Source organism: Sphingomonas sp. SP4 (assembly GCF_058313375.1).
In genome coordinates, this window is sequence record NZ_JBZFLE010000002.1 from 478325 (window position 1) to 494633 (window position 16309).

Consider the following 16309-nt stretch of genomic DNA (forward strand, 5'->3'; position numbering starts at 1 on the left):
CCGTCACGAAAGCCCAGGTAGCTCAGTTGGTAGAGCACGTGACTGAAAATCACGGTGTCGGTGGTTCGATCCCGCCCCTGGGCACCATTTTCGACATCCCAACCCCTGCCCTGCTTCTCGACCGCTCGCGGCTCGAGCGGAATGCTGTGCGCATGCGGGAGAAGGTTCAGCAGCTCGGCGTGACATTGCGCCCTCACGTGAAGACGTCGAAGTCGATCGACGTGTTGGACGTGCTCTCGGGTGGCGAAGACGTTTCGATCACTGTCTCCACGCTCGCGGAGGCGCGATACTTCTTCGAGCGCGGCGTGAAGGACATTCTCTACGCAGTCGGGATCGCCCCCGTGAAGCTGCCCGAGGTCGCAGAGTTGATCCGGGCCGGGTGCAAGCTGCGCCTGATCCTCGACACGCTCGAAGCGGCGAACGCGATCCGCCAGTTCGCCGAGGCTGAGGACGTCCCGATCGAAGCGCTCATCGAGATCGATAGCGATGGACACCGCGCGGGCGTGAATCCCGGCGATCCATTGCTGATCGAAATTGGCCGAGCGCTGGGGCCGAGCCTGGCGGGCGTCATGACTCATGCGGGCGCATCTTACGGCTGCCGCTCCCTCGACGAATTCGAGGACATGGCCGAACAGGAACGCTCGATGACGGTCGGCGCCGCCGAGCGGCTGCGGTCCGTCGGGCTTCGCTGCGACATCGTCAGCGTGGGGTCGACGCCGACTATCCATTACGGCCGCGATCTCGACGGTGTGACGGAGGCGCGAGCGGGCGTCTATGCGTTCGGTGATCTGGTCCAGACTGAGCTTGGCACCTGCGGCATGGACGACATTGCCATCGGCGTGCTTGCCAGCGTGATCGGTCACAATCGGCACCATGGGCGGGTGCTGATCGACGCAGGCTTCCTGGCCCTTAGCCGCGACCGTGGGACGTCTGACATGCCGCTCGATTGGGGCTATGGCGCCGTTAGCGACGCTGCGACCGGCGAGGTGATGGAAGACGTCACCGTCTCATCGACCAACCAGGAGCATGGGATCATCACCAGCCGATCGGGCGAGATCGACTTCGATCGCTTCCCGGTCGGCAAGCGCTTGAAGATCCTGCCCAATCACGCCTGCGCTACCGCGGCCGCTTACGAGCGCTATTTCGTCACTGACGGCGGCGAGCAGGTCGTTGCGACCTGGGACCGCGTCAACGGCTGGTAGGCTGAGCGGGAAGAAAACGGGTGCGCTGTTTTTGGGACGATCGGCAACGGGCACACATGCCCTCCGGCGAGTTCTTCAACGGTGCGATGCACCCTGCAGCGGAACATTCGGGACGCATAGACGCCATATTGAACGCAATCGGCGAGACCGACGACGCAACCGACTTTGGCGATGCACCGCTCCTCGAGGTCCACTCCGCGGAATATCTTCAGTTCCTGCAAAGCGCCCATCAACGGTGGCTCGATGCAGGCCGCTCGGGAGATGCGTTTCCCTATACTTTTCCAATCGTCCATCGGCGCAGTGCAAATCTTCAGCGCGTGGATGCGCTCCTTGGCCAATATGGGTTCGACACGTCGACACCGATCGGGCCCGGCACTTGGAAAGCGGCCTATTGGAGCGTCCAGACGGCGCTGAGTGCGCTCCAGGCCATCCTCCATGGCGAACGCAGCGCGTTCGCATTCTGCCGCCCGCCGGGGCACCATGCCGGAGCCGATTATTTCGGGGGATATTCATATCTGAACAGCGCGGCGATCTGCGCTGTCGCGGCGAAGAAGCGCGTCGCGGTCCTCGACGTGGACTATCACCACGGCAACGGAACGCAGGATATTTTCCTCGGCCGCGAAGACCTATCGTTCGCGTCGATCCATGCCGATCCTTCGACCGACTATCCCTTTTTTTGGGGGCATGCCGAAGAGAGCGGCGAGAACATTCTGAACTTGCCGCTGCCCCGAGGCACCGACTGGAGCGGTTACGCTCCGGCACTTACGCAAGCCCTCGACTGGATCGAGAAAAGGGAGCCCGAGCTGCTGATCGTCAGCTATGGCGCCGACACGCATGAGGCCGACCCAATCAGCTACTTCAAGCTCAAGACGACCGACTACGCGCCGATGGCGCGCCGCATCGCGTCGCTCGGCCTACCCACCCTGATCGTGATGGAGGGCGGTTATGCCGTCGACGCGCTGGGCGCGAACGTCGCGGAGTTCCTGAGCGGCTTTTAGAGCTTTTCGGTCAGCTCGGGCACGATTTTGAAGAGGTCGCCGACCAGGCCGATGTCCGCGACCTGGAAGATCGGCGCTTCCTCGTCCTTGTTGATCGCGACGATCGTTTTCGAATCCTTCATTCCGGCGAGGTGCTGGATCGCGCCGGAAATGCCGATCGCGACATAGACTTCCGGAGCGACGATCTTGCCGGTCTGGCCAACCTGATAGTCGTTGGGAGCATAGCCCGCATCGACTGCCGCACGGCTCGCGCCGACCGCAGCGCCGAGCTTGTCGGCCAGCGGATCGAGGAGCGAGTGGAACTGCTCCGACGAACCAAATGCGCGGCCGCCTGAGACGATGACCTTCGCGCTCGTCAGCTCCGGACGCTCGCTCTCTGATGCCTCGGCCGAAACGAAGCTGCTCTTGCCGAGATCGCCCGATGCATCGGCCTGCTCGACCGAGCCTGAGCCGCCTTCAGCGGCGGCCTTCTCGAACGCCGTCGTGCGAACGGTCAGCACCTTCTTCGCGTCCTTCGACTTCACGGTCGCGATTGCGTTTCCGGCGTAGATCGGGCGCGTGAACGTGTCCGCATCTTCGATCGACAGAACGTCGCTGATCTGCATGACGTCGAGCAAGGCTGCGACGCGCGGAGCGATGTTCTTGCCGGTGGTCGTAGCCGGAGCGACGAACGCTTCGTGGCTCTCCATCAGCTTGGCGGCGACCGGCGCAACCGCCTCGGCTAGCTGATGCTCAAGCGCTGCCGAACTTGCCGTGTAGACCTTGCCCACGCCGGCGATCTTCGCGGCCCCCTGCGCAACCGCATCGACATCGTTGCCGACGACGAGCGCGTTCACTTCGCCGAGCTTGGACGCTGCGGTGACGGTCGCAAGCGTCGCGTCCTTGATGGCTTTGCCGTCATGTTCGACCAGGACCAGAACGCTCATTTCGCAATCCCCAAACCCTTGAGGCGTTCGACCAGTTCGTCGACCGACCCGACCTTTATTCCCGCCTGGCGCTTGGCCGGCTCAACCACCTTCAACGTCTCAAGCCGGCGGGCGACATCCACGCCGTAATCGGCCGGCGCCTTGGTCGCGAGCGGCTTCGACTTGGCCTTCATGATGTTCGGCAACGACGCATAGCGCGGCTCGTTCAGGCGAAGGTCGGTGGTGACCACCGCCGGAAGGCTGAGCTTGACCGTCTCGAGACCGCCGTCGACTTCCCGCGTTACGTTGGTGCTGTCGCCCGCAACCTCGACCTTCGACGCGAACGTGCCCTGCGGCCAGCCGAGCAGAGCGCCGAGCATTTGACCCGTCGCGTTGTTGTCGTCGTCGATCGCCTGCTTGCCGAGAATGATCAGCTGCGGCTGCTCTTCTTCAGCGATCTTCGCGATGATCTTCGCGACGGCGAGCGGTTCGACCTCTTCGTCGGTTTGGACGAGGATCGCGCGATCCGCACCCATAGCGAGCGCCGTGCGTAGCGTCTCCTGCGCCTTGGCCGGTCCGATCGAGACTGCAACGATCTCGGTAGCCGCGCCCTTCTCCTTGAGCCGGATCGCTTCCTCGACGGCAATCTCGTCGAAGGGGTTCATGCTCATTTTCACGTTGGCGAGATCGACGCCGGAGCCGTCCATCTTCACGCGCGGCTTCACGTTGTAATCGATGACGCGCTTTACCGCGACCAGGACCTTCATTCTATTACCCCTTCTTCGTCATGCCGGACTTGATCCGGCACCCGCCTGCCTTTTCCTCAAGTGCCGAAGAAAAGGCGGATCCCGGCTCAAGGCCGGGATGACGGAATATCATGCCGCAACCGGCGCCTTCACTTCAGCAACGATCTTCCGTGCTGCGTCGCCGAGGTCGTTGGCCGGGATGATCGGCAGCCCGCTCGACGCGAGGATGTCCTTGCCCTGCTGCACGTTCGTGCCCTCGAGGCGGACAACCAGCGGGACGTGAAGGTTCACTTCGCGCGCGGCGGCAACCACGCCCTCGGCGATGATGTCGCAGCGCATGATCCCGCCGAAGATGTTGACGAGGATGCCCTGCACCGCGGGATCACTAAGGATGATCTTGAACGCCGCCGTGACCTTCTCCTTCGAAGCACCGCCGCCGACGTCCAGGAAGTTGGCGGGCTCGCCGCCTTCGAGCTTAATGATGTCCATCGTCGCCATGGCGAGACCGGCGCCGTTGACCATGCAGCCGATGTTGCCGTCGAGCTTGATGTAGGCGAGGTCGAACTTCGACGCCTCGATCTCCATCGGATCTTCCTCGGTGAGGTCGCGCAACTCTTCCAGGTCCGGGTGCCGGAACTCGGCATTGTTGTCGAAGCCGACCTTGGCATCGAGCACCATCAGCTGACCCTTGTCGGTGACTGCCAGCGGGTTGATCTCGATTTGCGAAGCATCCGTGCCGATGAAAGCCTTGTAGAGGCTAGCGAGCACCTTGCCTGCCTGCTTGGCGAGATCGCCCGACAGCCCGAGCGAAGCCGACACTTCGCGGCCGTGGTGGGGCATGAGGCCGGTAGCCGGATCAACGGTGATCGTGCGGATCTTCTCCGGCGTCTCGTGGGCGACGTCCTCGATGTTCATGCCGCCTTCGGTGGAGGCAACGATGGCCGGACGGCCGGTCTCCCGGTCGACGAGGATCGCGAGATAATATTCCTTTTCGATGTCCACGCCGTCCGTGATGTAGAGGCGCTGCACCTGCTTGCCCGCGGCACCCGTCTGAACCGTGACCAAGGTTTTGCCGAGCATCGCGGCAGCGTGCTCCCGAACCTCATCGATCGAACGTGCGAGGCGAACGCCGCCCTTGGCGTCGGGGCCGAGTTCCTTGAACTTGCCCTTGCCGCGGCCGCCGGCGTGGATCTGCGCCTTTACGACCCACAGAGGTCCGGGGAGTCGCTCGGCGGCTTCGACCGCTTCCTCGACGCTCATTGCCGGATAGCCGGCGGGCACCGGCACGCCATATTTCGCAAGCAGCTCTTTGGCTTGATATTCGTGGATGTTCATGGCCCGCGCCCTTAATCAGAACCTCGCCGCGATGCAAAGTGACGAGCGCCCGCCAAGGAAGATCATCCATGTCGACATGGACGCATTTTACGCGTCCGTGGAGCAGCGAGATGACCCGGAACTGCGCGGCAAGCCGGTAGCGGTCGGTGGCCAGCATCGCGGAGTCGTGATGGCCGCGAGCTACGAGGCGCGGAAGTTCGGCGTTCGGTCTGCCATGCCGTCGGTCACCGCCAAGCGGCGCTGTCCCGAGATCATCTTCGTGAAGTCGCGGTTCGATGTTTATCGCGCGGTGTCGCAGCAGATCCGGGCAATCTTCCTTGACTATACCGACCTCGTCGAACCGCTGAGTCTCGACGAAGCCTATCTCGACGTGACGGAGGACCGACACGGCCTGGGCAGCGCCCGCGCCATCGCCGAGGACATTCGCCGCCGCATTCGCGAGGAGACAGGGCTCACTGCTTCTGCCGGCGTCTCCTACTGCAAGTTCATCGCCAAGCTCGCTTCCGACCATCGCAAGCCCGATGGGCTATGCGTGATCACGCCGGAAAGAGGGCCGGAGTTCGTGGCCTCGCTGCCGGTGTCTCGCTTCCACGGAGTCGGACCGGTTACCGCGAAGAAGATGGAGCGCTTGGGTATCCTGACTGGCGCCGATTTGCGCGAATGGAGCTTGCCCGCACTGGAGGCGCAATTCGGAAGCTCAGGCAACTGGTACTGGCGTATCTGCCGCGGGATCGACGAGCGAGAAGTGAAGCCCGACCGGCCATACAAATCGGTCAGCGCGGAGCGAACCTTCGACCAGGACCTGATCGATCCCGAGCGACTCTCGGAAGAACTAGAGCGAATCGCCGGCTATGCCTGGGTCCGCGTCGAGCGTGCTGAGGTCGCCGGGAAGACGGTGACGCTAAAAGTAAAATTCGGCGACTTCACGATCATCACTCGATCGAAGAGTTTCGCCGCGCCGGTGCCAAACTTGACGGCCTTTGCAAACGCAGGTCAATCGCTCCTCTCAACGCTTCACCCCTTGCCCAAGGGCATTCGTCTACTCGGCCTGGGCCTGCATAACCTGAGTGAATGCGGCGCAGAGGAACCCGTGCAACTCGGACTCGCAATCTGAGACCCGTTGTGATATAAAATTGTCACATAGGGGCCGCTGCGATTCAGCCGCGGCCTTATACTTTAAGGGAAGCCACAGGAAACTGGCTGGGGAGCCACGACCAACGGTCGCTTTGGGGGGCGGCACTTCGGTGCTGGCTCTTCTGCCGCAAATTGGAAAGGTGTCGCGAATGGCTACGAAGGCGCTTAGCTTCGACGTCGGTGATTATGTTGTTTACCCCAAGCATGGCGTAGGCCGCGTCGTTGAGCTGCAGAGCACCGAAATCGCCGGAGCAAGTCTTGAGCTCTATGTTCTGCGTTTCGAAAAGGAAAAGATGACCCTCCGCGTTCCGGTCCTGAAGGCCGACTCGGTGGGCATGCGCAAGCTGTCGTCCGACAAGACCATGAAGGACGCTCTCGAGACGCTGAAGGGCAAGCCGAAGGTGAAGCGCACCATGTGGTCGCGCCGCGCCCAGGAATATGAAGCGAAGATCAACTCGGGCGACCTTACGTCGATCGCCGAGGTGACCCGCGACCTGTTCCGCCCGGACGATGCCCCGGAGCAGAGCTATTCCGAGCGTCAGATCTTCGAAGCCGCTTCGTCGCGCCTGGCGCGCGAGCTCGGCGCCATGGAGCAGACCGACGAGAAGGCGGCTCTGGCGAAGATCCTCGACATTCTCAACAAGGCCTGGCCGATCCACAACAAGGCGAAGGAAGTCGCGTAAGCGCTTCCGGATCGACCGGCTCACAAACAAGGGCGCCCCTCACCGGGCGCCCTTTCTTTTTGCGCCTTGCGGTTGCTATCCTGCTGGTGTATTGCCGAGATAACACAGCATAGCAGGAGGTGTCATGCGCAAGTTGATCGCCGCGGCGGCCGTCGCCCTTTCCGCTTCGGCCTGCGGTTCGAGCCATGCCGAGGACGGCGGGCCTACTACCTCCCGCAATTATCCGGTTGGCGGTTTCAAGCAGATCGAAGTCGCGGGCTCGTACAATGTCGAGGTCCGCACGGGATCCAAGGCTAGCGTATCCGCGCAAGGCTCCGAGAAGCTGCTCGACCACACGACTGTCGAAGTGAAGGGCGACAAACTCGTCATCCACTCCAAGAAGAGCGGCGGTTGGTTCGGCGGCGGCTGGTCGGGTGGCGGCGACGCCAAGTTCATCGTGACAGTGCCGCAGCTTAGCGGAGCCACCCTCGCGGGCTCGGGTGACATGCAAATCGACCGCGTCCAAGGCGGCGATTTCGAAGGCAGTATCGCTGGATCCGGCAACCTCAGCGTTGCCGCGCTCGACGTTCAATCGCTGAAGCTCAACATCGCCGGTTCGGGCAGCGCCAAGGCCGGCGCAGGCAAGGCGCGGTCAGCCGAATATTCGATCGCAGGATCCGGAAACGTCGATGCCGGCGCGGTCGCGGCGCAGGACCTGAAGGTCTCCAGTGCCGGCTCTGGAAACGTCCGAGCCCAGTCCAACGGAGCCGCCGAGGTCAGCCTGATGGGATCGGGCGACGTGGAGATTGGCGGTGGCGCGAAATGCCACGTCAACAAGATGGGCTCCGGCGACGTTCGCTGCTCTTAAAGCGCCCTTAACCATGACGATGGAAGGTGGGCCAATGCGCACCTTCCTTCTTACCACCGCCGCTCTGACCGCTTTCGCCGCGCCCGCTAATGCGGCGACGCGAAACTTCGGGATCACCGGCTTCGAAAAGGTCCGGATCGAAGGACCATTCACCGTCACGCTGAAGACGGGCGTTGCGCCGTTCGCCAGCGCGAGCGGCTCCTCAGCGGCGATCGACAAGGTCGCGATCGACGTGCGCGGAAATACGCTTGTCGTTCATTCCAACCTGTCGTCCTGGGGCGGTTATCCGGGCCAGCAGTCCGGTCCGGTCGAAATCACGCTCGGGACGCACGACCTCAGCTCGGCGTGGACGAGCGGCTCCGGCTCACTGACCATCGACAGGGTCCGTGGCCTGAAGTTCGATCTCTCGGTTCAGGGATCCGCGACGGCGACCATCGGGCAGGCCGATGTCGATCAGCTCAGCCTAAACGTGGTCGGCACGGGCAATGCAAAGCTGTCCGGGCGCGCGGGCATGCTGACGGCAGTCATCCGCGGCGTTTCGAATCTCGACGCAACCAATCTCACGACGAAGGATGCCACGATCGGTGCCGAAGGTGCGGCGACGATCGCGGCCAATGTGTCCAACTCAGCCAAGGTCGACACCAACGGACCCGCAACCGTGCGATTCACCGGTGGGCCCGCCTGCACGCTCCGGACGAGCGGCTCGGCGAGCGTCACCGGCTGCAAGTCGACGTCTCAGTGAATTGGGGCGCGAGCCTCGACGCCTGACAGGAAGTTCCAAAGCGCACCGGCGAGCTCTTCGCCGGCCGCGATGGCTTCCGCTTTCTCGTTTTCCGGCAGCCGATCGAGCAGCGCGCGGCAAACCGAGCTGTGCTCGACGTCGGCGGTTTCATGAACGCGGAAGAAGCGAAGCGTCTCCTCGTCCTTGATCCCGTAACGGTCGATCAGGCCTTCGATCTTGGCGCTGGCGACGCCCGGGAACTGGCTCTCGTAAGCGTAGAGCGCGCCGAGGCCCGAAGCGTAGGACTTCTTCGACAGCCTGCGGAAGGTTTCGATCAGGCCCTGGGTCTCCGGATTGAGCTCCTGCGCACGGACCGCGTCATCGCTTTCACCAAGGCCTGTGGCGAACATCATCCACAGGCTAGCGTGATCCTGCTTGCCGGCTTCGATGCCCTCTTCCTCGGCGAGGTTCTCGGCGAGCATGCGGCGGCCGTCGCGGTCGGGGCAGGCGCTGTGCACAGCGCTCACCGCGCGCGGGAAGGCTTCGACATGGTGAAAATATTGCCGCGCATAGTCGCGTAGGGTGTCGAGCGGCAGGCGGCCTTCGGTCCACGCCTGATAGAAGGGATGCTTTAGCATGGCGCGCTCGGCGACCTTCGAATCGATGATCGAGGATGTGGTCAGCGTGGTCATGAGCGTCTCCCTGAAAGTTGCAGGAGACGGATTAGCGTCGGGCAGCCGACTATAAAAGAGCAAGCGCGGCGAGTTGCCCATAAAGCCGCGGCGGAAGGGCGCCGAGGCCGCTGCCGTCGTCGTCCTCCGAAGGCGCGTCGCCTTCCTCCAGATAGCGCCAGCCCTGGTGGGCTCGACGCGGCCTTGGCGAGACTGTCACCAAATCTGCAGAGCAGACGATGTCGATGCGACCGTCCTCACGATCCTCGAAGCGCAGAATCTCCTGACAAGCGATCAGGCGATGCTTCACGATCCAATACAGCGAGCCGCCAACCAGCTCCGCCATGCGCTTGGGCCGCATGCGCGTGACCACGCGGACCTCGCCGCCGAGAGCACGGCCGGCGATCCGCCGCTGCAACATTTCGAGGTCGCGACAGGCGAACGCCACCTTGGTCATGTGGAGCTTCGGCACAATGGGGATCTGGCGGCGAACCGCCATACATTCAAGCGCTTAGCGCGTCAGGATCAAAGCCGCCAAGCCGAGGAAGCTGAAGAAGCCCATCACGTCGGTAATGGTCGTAACGAACACTGCTGAGGACACTGCGGGATCGATCCTGAGCTTATCGAGCGTGACCGGTACGAGCACGCCCACGAGCCCCGCTACGAGGCTGTTGATAACCAGCGCAACGGCGAACACGACCGACAACATTGGATCGTGCAGGACAATGAACGTCCCAATCGCGCCGACTATGCCCAGCGCCAATCCATTGGCGATTGCGATTCGAAATTCGCGGAACAGCATCCAGGCAGTGTTGGAGCTGGTCAGCTGATTCGTCGCCAGGGCTCGGACCACCACGGCCAGCGTCTGGGTCCCCGCATTGCCGCCGAGGGCCGAGACCATCGGCATCAGCGCCGCGAGGATGGCATATTTGCGGATCTCGCCCTGGAACAGTCCGACCACCGACGCCGAGCAGATCGTCGCGCCAAGATTGATGATCAGCCATACGACACGCGTGCGCACGGTCATCCGGATCGGCTCGTTGATGTCGCCCTCACCCGCGCCGGACAGCAAGGTGATGTCCTCGCCCGCTTCCTGCTGGATGATGTGGACGATGTCGTCGACGGTGATCATGCCGACCAGACGGCCGGAATCGTCGGTGACCGCTGCGGACACGAGCGCGTATTTCTGAAAGCGAAGCGCGACATCTTCCTGGTCCATGTCGACCGGGATGAGCGTCTGCTCGCGCTGCATGATGTCGCTCACCAGCGTCTTGCGCGGCGTGCGCAGGATCAGCGACAGCTTGCAGGTGCCGACCGGGTGGTGGTTCGGAGTGACGACGAACACTTCCCAGAAATCGTCGGGCAGGTCCTTGGTCGAGCGCAGGTAATCGATCACCTGTCCGACGTTCCAATGCTCCGGCACCGCGCACAGGTCGCGCTGCATGAGACGGCCGGCGGATTCCTCCGGATAGCTGAGCGCCTCCTCGACCGCGGCGCGGTCATCGGGCTCCATCCGCTCGAGGACGGCCTGCTGTTCCTCGTGATCCAGGTCCTCGATGAGCGCGACCGCGTCGTCGGTCTCCAGCTGCCCGGCGATGTCCGCGACCTGCTGCGGCTCCAGCTCGTCGAGCAGGTCCTCACGAACGTAATCGTTCATTTCCGCGAGCACGTCCGGGCTGACGATTCCCGCCAGCGCCTTCACCAGTCCTTCGCGCTCATCGGCTCGCGCCAGCTCGATCAGGTCGGCGACGTCGGCTGGGTGAAGCGGCTGAACCAGCTGGCGCGCAGTCTCGTCGTCGCCGGCCTCGACGGCGTCGAGAACCCTGTTGACGAATTCGGGACGCAGCCGGGTCTCTTCGTCCATCACCGCATTGGGCGTGGAATCCTGAGGGGGCGCGGCGGCGATGTGCTCGCTCTCGCTCACGACTTACTCCCTCGAATTGGACCCGGTGCGGCACTCCTATGGTGGCACTTGCTCTGGCGCAACCACCCTAGCGCTCCTAAATCGCGCTTCTTTCGAACCTTTCTTCCGGAGTTTCTCTTATGGCCGACGCCGACCGCCTGACCCTTTCCCTCTCCAGCGGCGGCGACGTCGTCATCAAGCTCCGCGCAGATCTGGCCCCCGGTCACGTGCAGCGGATCACCGACCTCACCAACAGCGGCTTCTACGACAATGTCGTGTTCCACCGAGTGATCCCGGGTTTCATGGCGCAGGGCGGCGACCCGACGGGCACGGGCCGTAGCGGCTCCGACCTGCCGAACCTCAAGGCAGAATTCTCGAACGCTCCGCACGTTCGCGGCACGGCCTCGATGGCGCGCACGCCCGATCCGGACAGCGCCAACAGCCAGTTCTTCATCTGCTTCGACGACGCGCGCTTCCTCGACGGCCAGTATACTGTCTGGGGTGAGGTCGAGAGCGGCATGGAATATGTCGATGCACTCCCCGTCGGAGAGCCGCCGCGCGAGCCCGGCAAGATCGTCAAGGCCACCATCTCGAAGGCCGAATGAAGAAGGTTGCGCTGATCACCGGCGCCTCCGCTGGTCTGGGCGTCGACTTCGCTCGACAGCTTGCCAAGCGGGGGCACCGGCTGGTGCTGGTCGCCCGCCGCAAGGACCGGCTGGAGGATCTTGCGAAGGAGATCGGCAATGCTCGCGCGGTTGCCATCGATCTCTCGAAGGCGAACGCCGCGGGGAAGCTGATGGCGGACCTCGAAGCCGCCGGCGAAGAGGTCGAGATCCTCGTCAACAATGCGGGCTTTGGGCTGATCGGCCGTTTTGCCGAGCTCGACGCCAAGCGGGAGCGGCAGATGATCGACCTCAACGTCGGCACGCTGACCGATCTCTGCCGGGCAGTCGCGCCGCATATGATCAAGCGCAAATCGGGTGCGATCCTCAACGTCGCCTCGACTGCGGCCTTTCAGCCCGGACCGAAGATGGCGGTTTATTTCGCCACCAAGGCCTTCGTTCTGTCCTTGACCGAGGCGCTCCACGAGGAGCTTAAGCCCCACGGCGTGCACGTGACCTGCCTTTGTCCCGGTCCCACGCGCACCGAGTTCGGCGACGTTGCGGGTTTCGGCGGCAACGGGCTGTTCGACCGCGTCGCGATGGAATCGCCACAGGTGGTGAAGGCCGGGCTCGACGCCCTCGACCGCAATCGCGCGGTCGTCGTGTCCGGACTGGTCAACAAGATCGGCGCGACGAGCACGCGTTTCGCTCCGCGCTCCGTAGTTCGCAGGATTGCCGGTGCAATCAAATATTGATCAGTAAATTGAACCCGGCCGCGCCGAGCGCCGTTAGGCCGGGTACTTAAGCGGGGTTAGGAGCAAGAATGCCTGATACCGATACGATTGACCGAGTGAAGTCGCGCAAGGTTCAGGTCGCGAGCCTGCCCCCGGCCGACAGCGGACGCGGGTTCGCCCGTCTCCCAGACCGCCTGATGGACGACCTCGGTCTCAGCGAAGGCGATGTGATCGAGATCGTGGGCAAGCGCTCCACGGCAGCTCGCGCCATTCGCCCCTATGGCGAGGATGAAGGCATCGACATCATTCGCCTGGACGGCCTTCAGCGCGCGAACGCGGGAGTCGGCTCGGGCGATTTCGTCGAGGTTCGCAAGGCCGAATCCAAGCCTGCCACTCGGGTCGTATTCGCTCCTGCACAGCCTAACGTCCGGCTTCAAGGCTCGTCGGACGCGTTGAAGCGCACATTCTCGGGCCGTCCGCTGGTCGAAGGCGACACGGTCGCGACCACCGGTCATCAGCGCATCAACGCGGACATGCCGGACAACATTCGGCAAATGCTCAACGCACCTGCGTTCGCGCTTCAGGAGTTGAAGCTGGTCGTCGCGTCGACGAGCCCCAAGGGCATCGTCCACATTGACAGCACGACCACGGTCGAGCTGCTGCCGGAATATATTGCCGGGGACGGCGAGCGTCGCGCGGACGTAACCTACGACGACCTTGGCGGCATGAAGGACACCATCGACGCATTGCGCGAGATGGTCGAGCTTCCGCTGCGCCATCCCGAGCTGTTCCGCCGCCTCGGTGTCGATCCGCCGAAGGGCGTCCTGCTCCACGGCCCGCCAGGCACCGGCAAGACCCTGCTTGCCCGCGCAGTGGCCAACGAGAGCGATGCGAAATTCTTCCATATCGCCGGGCCGGAGATCATGGGTTCGGCCTATGGCGAGAGCGAGCGGCGCCTGCGAGAGATTTTCGAGCAGGCCGCACAATCGGCGCCGTCGATCATCTTCATCGACGAGATCGACTCGATCGCGCCCAAGCGCAGCCAGGTAACTGGTGAAGCGGAAAAGCGTCTGGTCGCGCAGCTGCTGACGCTGCTCGACGGCATGGAGCCGCGGCAGAACACGGTCGTGATCGCCGCAACCAACCGCCCCGAGGCCATCGACGAGGCGCTTCGGCGTCCCGGCCGCTTCGATCGCGAGATTATCGTCGGCGTACCCGACGAACCCGGCCGCCGCGAAATCCTCGGCATTCACACCCGCGGCATGCCACTGGCGCCGGACGTCAATCTCGACGAGCTGTCGCGCCGCACGTACGGCTTCGTTGGCGCAGACCTTGGTGCACTCACCCGTGAGGCCGCGCTCGAGGCGGTTCGGCGGATCATGCCGAAATTGAACCTCGCCGAGGACACGATCCCGACGGAGGTATTGGATACTCTGTCGGTCGAGCTCAACGACTTCGACAATGCCCTGAAGCGCGTCCAGCCGTCGGCAATGCGCGAAGTCATGGTCGAAGCGCCGACCATCCGTTGGGACGATATCGGCGGGCTCGACGAAGCCAGCGGCCGCCTCCGCGAGGGCGTGGAGCTTCCGCTGAAGCATCCCGAAGCCTTCCGTCGTCTTGGCATTCGCCCTGCCAAGGGCTTTCTGCTCTATGGTCCTCCGGGCACCGGCAAGACCTTGCTCGCCAAGGCGGCCGCTCGCGAAAGCCAGGCCAATTTCATCGCGACCAAATCGTCCGACCTGCTCAGCAAATGGTACGGCGAGAGCGAGCAGCAGATCGCGCGCCTGTTCAATCGCGCCCGGCAGGTCGCGCCGACGATCATCTTCATCGACGAGCTCGACAGCCTGGTGCCCGCGCGTGGTGGCGGCCTCGGCGAGCCGCAGGTCACCGAGCGGGTCGTGAACACGATCCTGTCGGAGATGGACGGGCTTGAAGAATTGCAGAATGTCGTCGTGATTGGCGCGACCAACCGGCCGACCCTAATTGACCCTGCGCTGCTTCGTCCCGGGCGGTTCGACGAGCTGATATACGTCGGCACGCCGGACACGGCCGGACGTCGGCGCATCCTCGCAATCCACACTCGCCGCATGCCACTGGCCGACGACGTTGACCTGGAATCGCTCGCGCAGCGCACGGACCGATTCACCGGTGCCGACCTCGAAGATCTTGTCCGCCGGGCGGGCCTCACGGCCCTGCGACGCGGCCTCGATACCGGCAAGGTCTCTAAAGCGGACTTCGAGGTCGCTTTGGGCGAAACCCGTGCCTCCGTCACGCCGGAGATGCTCGAAGAATATGAGCGCATTCAGGAGACGCTGAAGAGCGAGGCCACGCGGCCGCTTGGCGGCATCGGATTCGTGCTTCCGGGCATGCTTCGGCCGAAAGCGGGGGGCAAGGAAGCCTAGGCGTTCAGCCTCCGGTAGCCAACGGCGGCTAGGCCAACGAGCAGCAGTGCGAATGCGCCGAACGGCAGATTGTGGTTGAGGCCATAGAGGCTGATGCCGATCGTCGGCGCGAGCACGTAGCTGATGCCATTGGCTGACGTGATCACGCCCGCGACGGCGCCCTGCTCCGCGAGCGGCACCGCTAACGACGCACCAGCCGTGAAGCCCGGCCTCGTGAACCCGAAGCCCAGCGACGTCAGCGCGAAGCCGATGGTGATGCCGTAGAGATCACGCGATCCCATGGTCCACACGAGGCCAGCAGCAGCGATCAGCGCGCCCCACAAGATCAGCGCGCGAGGCGCCAACCCAAGCCGCGGAATGATACCCCACTGCGCGCCGAGCGTCGCGACCGCGCCCGCCATCATCACGATCGAGATCGGCCCCTCCGAGCCCCACGGCTGCAGGTTCAGGCGATCGATCACGAAGAAGCCGAGACAGGTCAGGGTTGCCGCCTGGGCGTGACCCGCCGCGACCCCCGCTATGATCCACGGGCGGATACGCTCATCGTTCCATTTGAGGCGGGAACGGCGATGCGGAGACGTAGCCGCAACAATGCTTGCACCGGTGGGCGGCGTCGCGAGGGATGGGTAGCTCATCGCCGCGCCTCGCCCGACTTTGCGCCCGGTCTTGTCATCCGGAAGCCAACGCAAGATCGCGAGGACCACCACGAATGCGATCGCCGCAAAAGCGAACAGCGGCCCAGCGAGGCCTACGACCGGGAGTACGAACAGCGGCGCGACCGCGGGTCCGATGATCGTCCCAAGCGCGAACGATGACGACAGGGCGGAGAGTGCGGCGACCCTGCCGCTCCGCCGCGTCTTCGAAGCGAGATACGCCTGCGTCGCCGAGGGAGTAGCGCAGCCGAACCCGCCGTAAATCGAGCGGAAGATCGCGAAGAGCCCGAACGTCAGCGCGCCGCTGATCCAGCGTTCGAGCCCCGCGTAGAGCACCATTCCGCACAGCAGCATCGAGATGATGAACCCGCTGACGCCCATCTCTGTCAGCGCCTTGCGGCCGTGGCGGTCGCTCTTCTCGGCCCAATAAGGCGCGAGGGCGACCCACAACACCGCCGACCAGGTGTAAGCTACCGCGACCCAGAAATCGGCGATCCCGATCTCGCGGCCGATTGCCGGCATCACCGACTGCAGTGCCGTATTCCCGGACGACGCGACGAGCATTGCCGCATACAGCAGCAGAAAATGCGTGTTCGTCAGCGCGGTGGCGCCGACGCTGCGTTTCTTGGCGATGGATGCCACGGGCCAAGGCTTAAGCGGCCCGTCACCCGAGCGAAACCTCTTCGTCGCACGAATGGCGCAGTTTGCAGATGGGGTGGAACCGAGGGAGAACTACAAACGATCCGCAACTTGCCAAGCGGCGGCGCTTTTGC

Annotated in this window: 16 protein-coding genes and 1 tRNA gene; 10 read left to right on the forward strand and 7 right to left on the reverse strand. The window is 63.8% G+C overall.

The window, feature by feature from the left end; genetic code table 11:
- The first annotated feature begins 11 nt into the window (after nucleotides 1–11).
- From AC4GYV_RS11675 to AC4GYV_RS11685, 3 genes are all read left to right on the forward strand, one after another.
- Nucleotides 12–87 (forward strand) — tRNA-Phe (locus tag AC4GYV_RS11675).
- The gene (locus AC4GYV_RS11680) at nucleotides 39–1202 is read left to right on the forward strand and encodes an alanine racemase (protein WP_491101597.1); all 1164 of its coding nucleotides are present in this window, start codon (nucleotides 39–41) and stop codon (nucleotides 1200–1202) included. Before AC4GYV_RS11675 ends, AC4GYV_RS11680 begins: the two co-directional genes overlap by 49 nt.
- A gap of 56 nt (nucleotides 1203–1258) precedes the next feature.
- Nucleotides 1259–2200 (forward strand): histone deacetylase family protein, encoded by a 942-nt coding sequence (locus tag AC4GYV_RS11685; protein WP_491100876.1) that lies wholly within the window; start codon nucleotides 1259–1261, stop codon nucleotides 2198–2200.
- On the opposite strand, the gene AC4GYV_RS11690 is transcribed toward AC4GYV_RS11685, so the two are convergent.
- The 3 genes from AC4GYV_RS11690 to sucC all read right to left on the reverse strand — a co-directional run bounded on the left by AC4GYV_RS11690 (nucleotide 2197) and on the right by sucC (nucleotide 5186).
- The gene (locus AC4GYV_RS11690; protein ID WP_491100877.1) at nucleotides 2197–3126 is read right to left on the reverse strand and encodes an electron transfer flavoprotein subunit alpha/FixB family protein; all 930 of its coding nucleotides are present in this window, start codon (nucleotides 3124–3126) and stop codon (nucleotides 2197–2199) included. The two genes, AC4GYV_RS11685 and AC4GYV_RS11690, sit on opposite strands and share 4 nt — an antisense overlap.
- Nucleotides 3123–3872, reverse strand: a complete 750-nt coding sequence (locus AC4GYV_RS11695; RefSeq protein ID WP_491100878.1) for an electron transfer flavoprotein subunit beta/FixA family protein — start codon at nucleotides 3870–3872, stop codon at nucleotides 3123–3125. The genes AC4GYV_RS11690 and AC4GYV_RS11695 overlap by 4 nt, the downstream gene beginning before the upstream one ends.
- A 108-nt stretch (nucleotides 3873–3980) precedes the next feature.
- Nucleotides 3981–5186 carry an ADP-forming succinate--CoA ligase subunit beta gene (sucC, locus tag AC4GYV_RS11700; RefSeq protein WP_491100879.1) on the reverse strand — a complete coding sequence of 402 codons (1206 nt, stop codon included), beginning with the start codon at nucleotides 5184–5186 and terminating at the stop codon, nucleotides 3981–3983.
- Between sucC and dinB the strand changes: the two genes are divergently transcribed.
- The 4 genes from dinB (at nucleotide 5185) to AC4GYV_RS11720 (ending at nucleotide 8592) form a co-directional block, all read left to right on the forward strand.
- On the forward strand, nucleotides 5185–6300 hold the full coding sequence (gene dinB, locus AC4GYV_RS11705; protein WP_491100880.1) for a DNA polymerase IV: 1116 nt from the start codon (nucleotides 5185–5187) through the stop codon (nucleotides 6298–6300). The genes sucC and dinB overlap by 2 nt on opposite strands.
- Before the next feature lie 169 nt (nucleotides 6301–6469).
- Nucleotides 6470–7003: a CarD family transcriptional regulator gene (locus AC4GYV_RS11710; protein ID WP_491100881.1), complete on the forward strand. Its 534-nt coding sequence runs from the start codon at nucleotides 6470–6472 to the stop codon at nucleotides 7001–7003.
- 124 nt (nucleotides 7004–7127) lie between these two features.
- A complete protein-coding gene (locus tag AC4GYV_RS11715) occupies nucleotides 7128–7850 on the forward strand; it encodes a head GIN domain-containing protein (protein ID WP_491100882.1) in 723 nt (240 codons plus the stop codon).
- Between the two features lie 34 nt (nucleotides 7851–7884).
- Nucleotides 7885–8592, forward strand: a complete 708-nt coding sequence (locus tag AC4GYV_RS11720; protein ID WP_491100883.1) for a GIN domain-containing protein — start codon at nucleotides 7885–7887, stop codon at nucleotides 8590–8592.
- Here AC4GYV_RS11720 and AC4GYV_RS11725 read toward each other — a convergent pair.
- The 3 genes from AC4GYV_RS11725 to mgtE are packed head-to-tail and all read right to left on the reverse strand — an operon-like array spanning nucleotide 8586 to nucleotide 11166.
- Complete coding sequence (locus tag AC4GYV_RS11725; RefSeq protein ID WP_491100884.1) at nucleotides 8586–9263, reverse strand: CADD family putative folate metabolism protein; 678 nt, start codon at nucleotides 9261–9263, stop codon at nucleotides 8586–8588. The two genes, AC4GYV_RS11720 and AC4GYV_RS11725, sit on opposite strands and share 7 nt — an antisense overlap.
- Before the next feature lie 49 nt (nucleotides 9264–9312).
- Nucleotides 9313–9741 (reverse strand): DUF1489 family protein, encoded by a 429-nt coding sequence (locus tag AC4GYV_RS11730; RefSeq protein ID WP_491100885.1) that lies wholly within the window; start codon nucleotides 9739–9741, stop codon nucleotides 9313–9315.
- A gap of 12 nt (nucleotides 9742–9753) precedes the next feature.
- Nucleotides 9754–11166: a magnesium transporter gene (gene mgtE, locus AC4GYV_RS11735; protein ID WP_491100886.1), complete on the reverse strand. Its 1413-nt coding sequence runs from the start codon at nucleotides 11164–11166 to the stop codon at nucleotides 9754–9756.
- 119 nt (nucleotides 11167–11285) lie between these two features.
- On the opposite strand from mgtE, the gene AC4GYV_RS11740 reads away from it, so the two are divergent.
- The 3 genes from AC4GYV_RS11740 (at nucleotide 11286) to AC4GYV_RS11750 (ending at nucleotide 14883) form a co-directional block, all read left to right on the forward strand.
- Nucleotides 11286–11750 (forward strand): peptidylprolyl isomerase, encoded by a 465-nt coding sequence (locus AC4GYV_RS11740; RefSeq protein ID WP_491100888.1) that lies wholly within the window; start codon nucleotides 11286–11288, stop codon nucleotides 11748–11750.
- On the forward strand, nucleotides 11747–12502 hold the full coding sequence (locus tag AC4GYV_RS11745) for an SDR family NAD(P)-dependent oxidoreductase (protein WP_491100889.1): 756 nt from the start codon (nucleotides 11747–11749) through the stop codon (nucleotides 12500–12502). Before AC4GYV_RS11740 ends, AC4GYV_RS11745 begins: the two co-directional genes overlap by 4 nt.
- A gap of 68 nt (nucleotides 12503–12570) precedes the next feature.
- Nucleotides 12571–14883, forward strand: coding sequence for a CDC48 family AAA ATPase (locus tag AC4GYV_RS11750; protein WP_491100890.1), 2313 nt, complete (start codon nucleotides 12571–12573; stop codon nucleotides 14881–14883).
- On the opposite strand, the gene AC4GYV_RS11755 is transcribed toward AC4GYV_RS11750, so the two are convergent.
- Nucleotides 14880–16178, reverse strand: coding sequence for an MFS transporter (locus AC4GYV_RS11755; protein ID WP_491100891.1), 1299 nt, complete (start codon nucleotides 16176–16178; stop codon nucleotides 14880–14882). The two genes, AC4GYV_RS11750 and AC4GYV_RS11755, sit on opposite strands and share 4 nt — an antisense overlap.
- Nucleotides 16179–16309: the final 131 nt, after the last annotated feature.

What these genes read in the sequence shown, in the direction of transcription:
- AC4GYV_RS11720 (WP_491100883.1), top strand. Translation starts at nt 7,885, where the DNA reads ATGCGCACCTTCCTTCTTACCACCGCCGCTCTGACCGCTTTCGCCGCG.
- AC4GYV_RS11740 (WP_491100888.1), top strand. Translation starts at nt 11,286, where the DNA reads ATGGCCGACGCCGACCGCCTGACCCTTTCCCTCTCCAGCGGCGGCGAC.
- sucC (WP_491100879.1), bottom strand. Translation starts at nt 5,186, where the DNA reads ATGAACATCCACGAATATCAAGCCAAAGAGCTGCTTGCGAAATATGGC.
- AC4GYV_RS11745 (WP_491100889.1), top strand. Translation starts at nt 11,747, where the DNA reads ATGAAGAAGGTTGCGCTGATCACCGGCGCCTCCGCTGGTCTGGGCGTC.
- AC4GYV_RS11710 (WP_491100881.1), top strand. Translation starts at nt 6,470, where the DNA reads ATGGCTACGAAGGCGCTTAGCTTCGACGTCGGTGATTATGTTGTTTAC.
- AC4GYV_RS11685 (WP_491100876.1), top strand. Translation starts at nt 1,259, where the DNA reads ATGCCCTCCGGCGAGTTCTTCAACGGTGCGATGCACCCTGCAGCGGAA.
- AC4GYV_RS11715 (WP_491100882.1), top strand. Translation starts at nt 7,128, where the DNA reads ATGCGCAAGTTGATCGCCGCGGCGGCCGTCGCCCTTTCCGCTTCGGCC.
- AC4GYV_RS11750 (WP_491100890.1), top strand. Translation starts at nt 12,571, where the DNA reads ATGCCTGATACCGATACGATTGACCGAGTGAAGTCGCGCAAGGTTCAG.
- AC4GYV_RS11690 (WP_491100877.1), bottom strand. Translation starts at nt 3,126, where the DNA reads ATGAGCGTTCTGGTCCTGGTCGAACATGACGGCAAAGCCATCAAGGAC.
- AC4GYV_RS11695 (WP_491100878.1), bottom strand. Translation starts at nt 3,872, where the DNA reads ATGAAGGTCCTGGTCGCGGTAAAGCGCGTCATCGATTACAACGTGAAG.
- AC4GYV_RS11725 (WP_491100884.1), bottom strand. Translation starts at nt 9,263, where the DNA reads ATGACCACGCTGACCACATCCTCGATCATCGATTCGAAGGTCGCCGAG.
- dinB (WP_491100880.1), top strand. Translation starts at nt 5,185, where the DNA reads ATGGCCCGCGCCCTTAATCAGAACCTCGCCGCGATGCAAAGTGACGAG.
- AC4GYV_RS11730 (WP_491100885.1), bottom strand. Translation starts at nt 9,741, where the DNA reads ATGGCGGTTCGCCGCCAGATCCCCATTGTGCCGAAGCTCCACATGACC.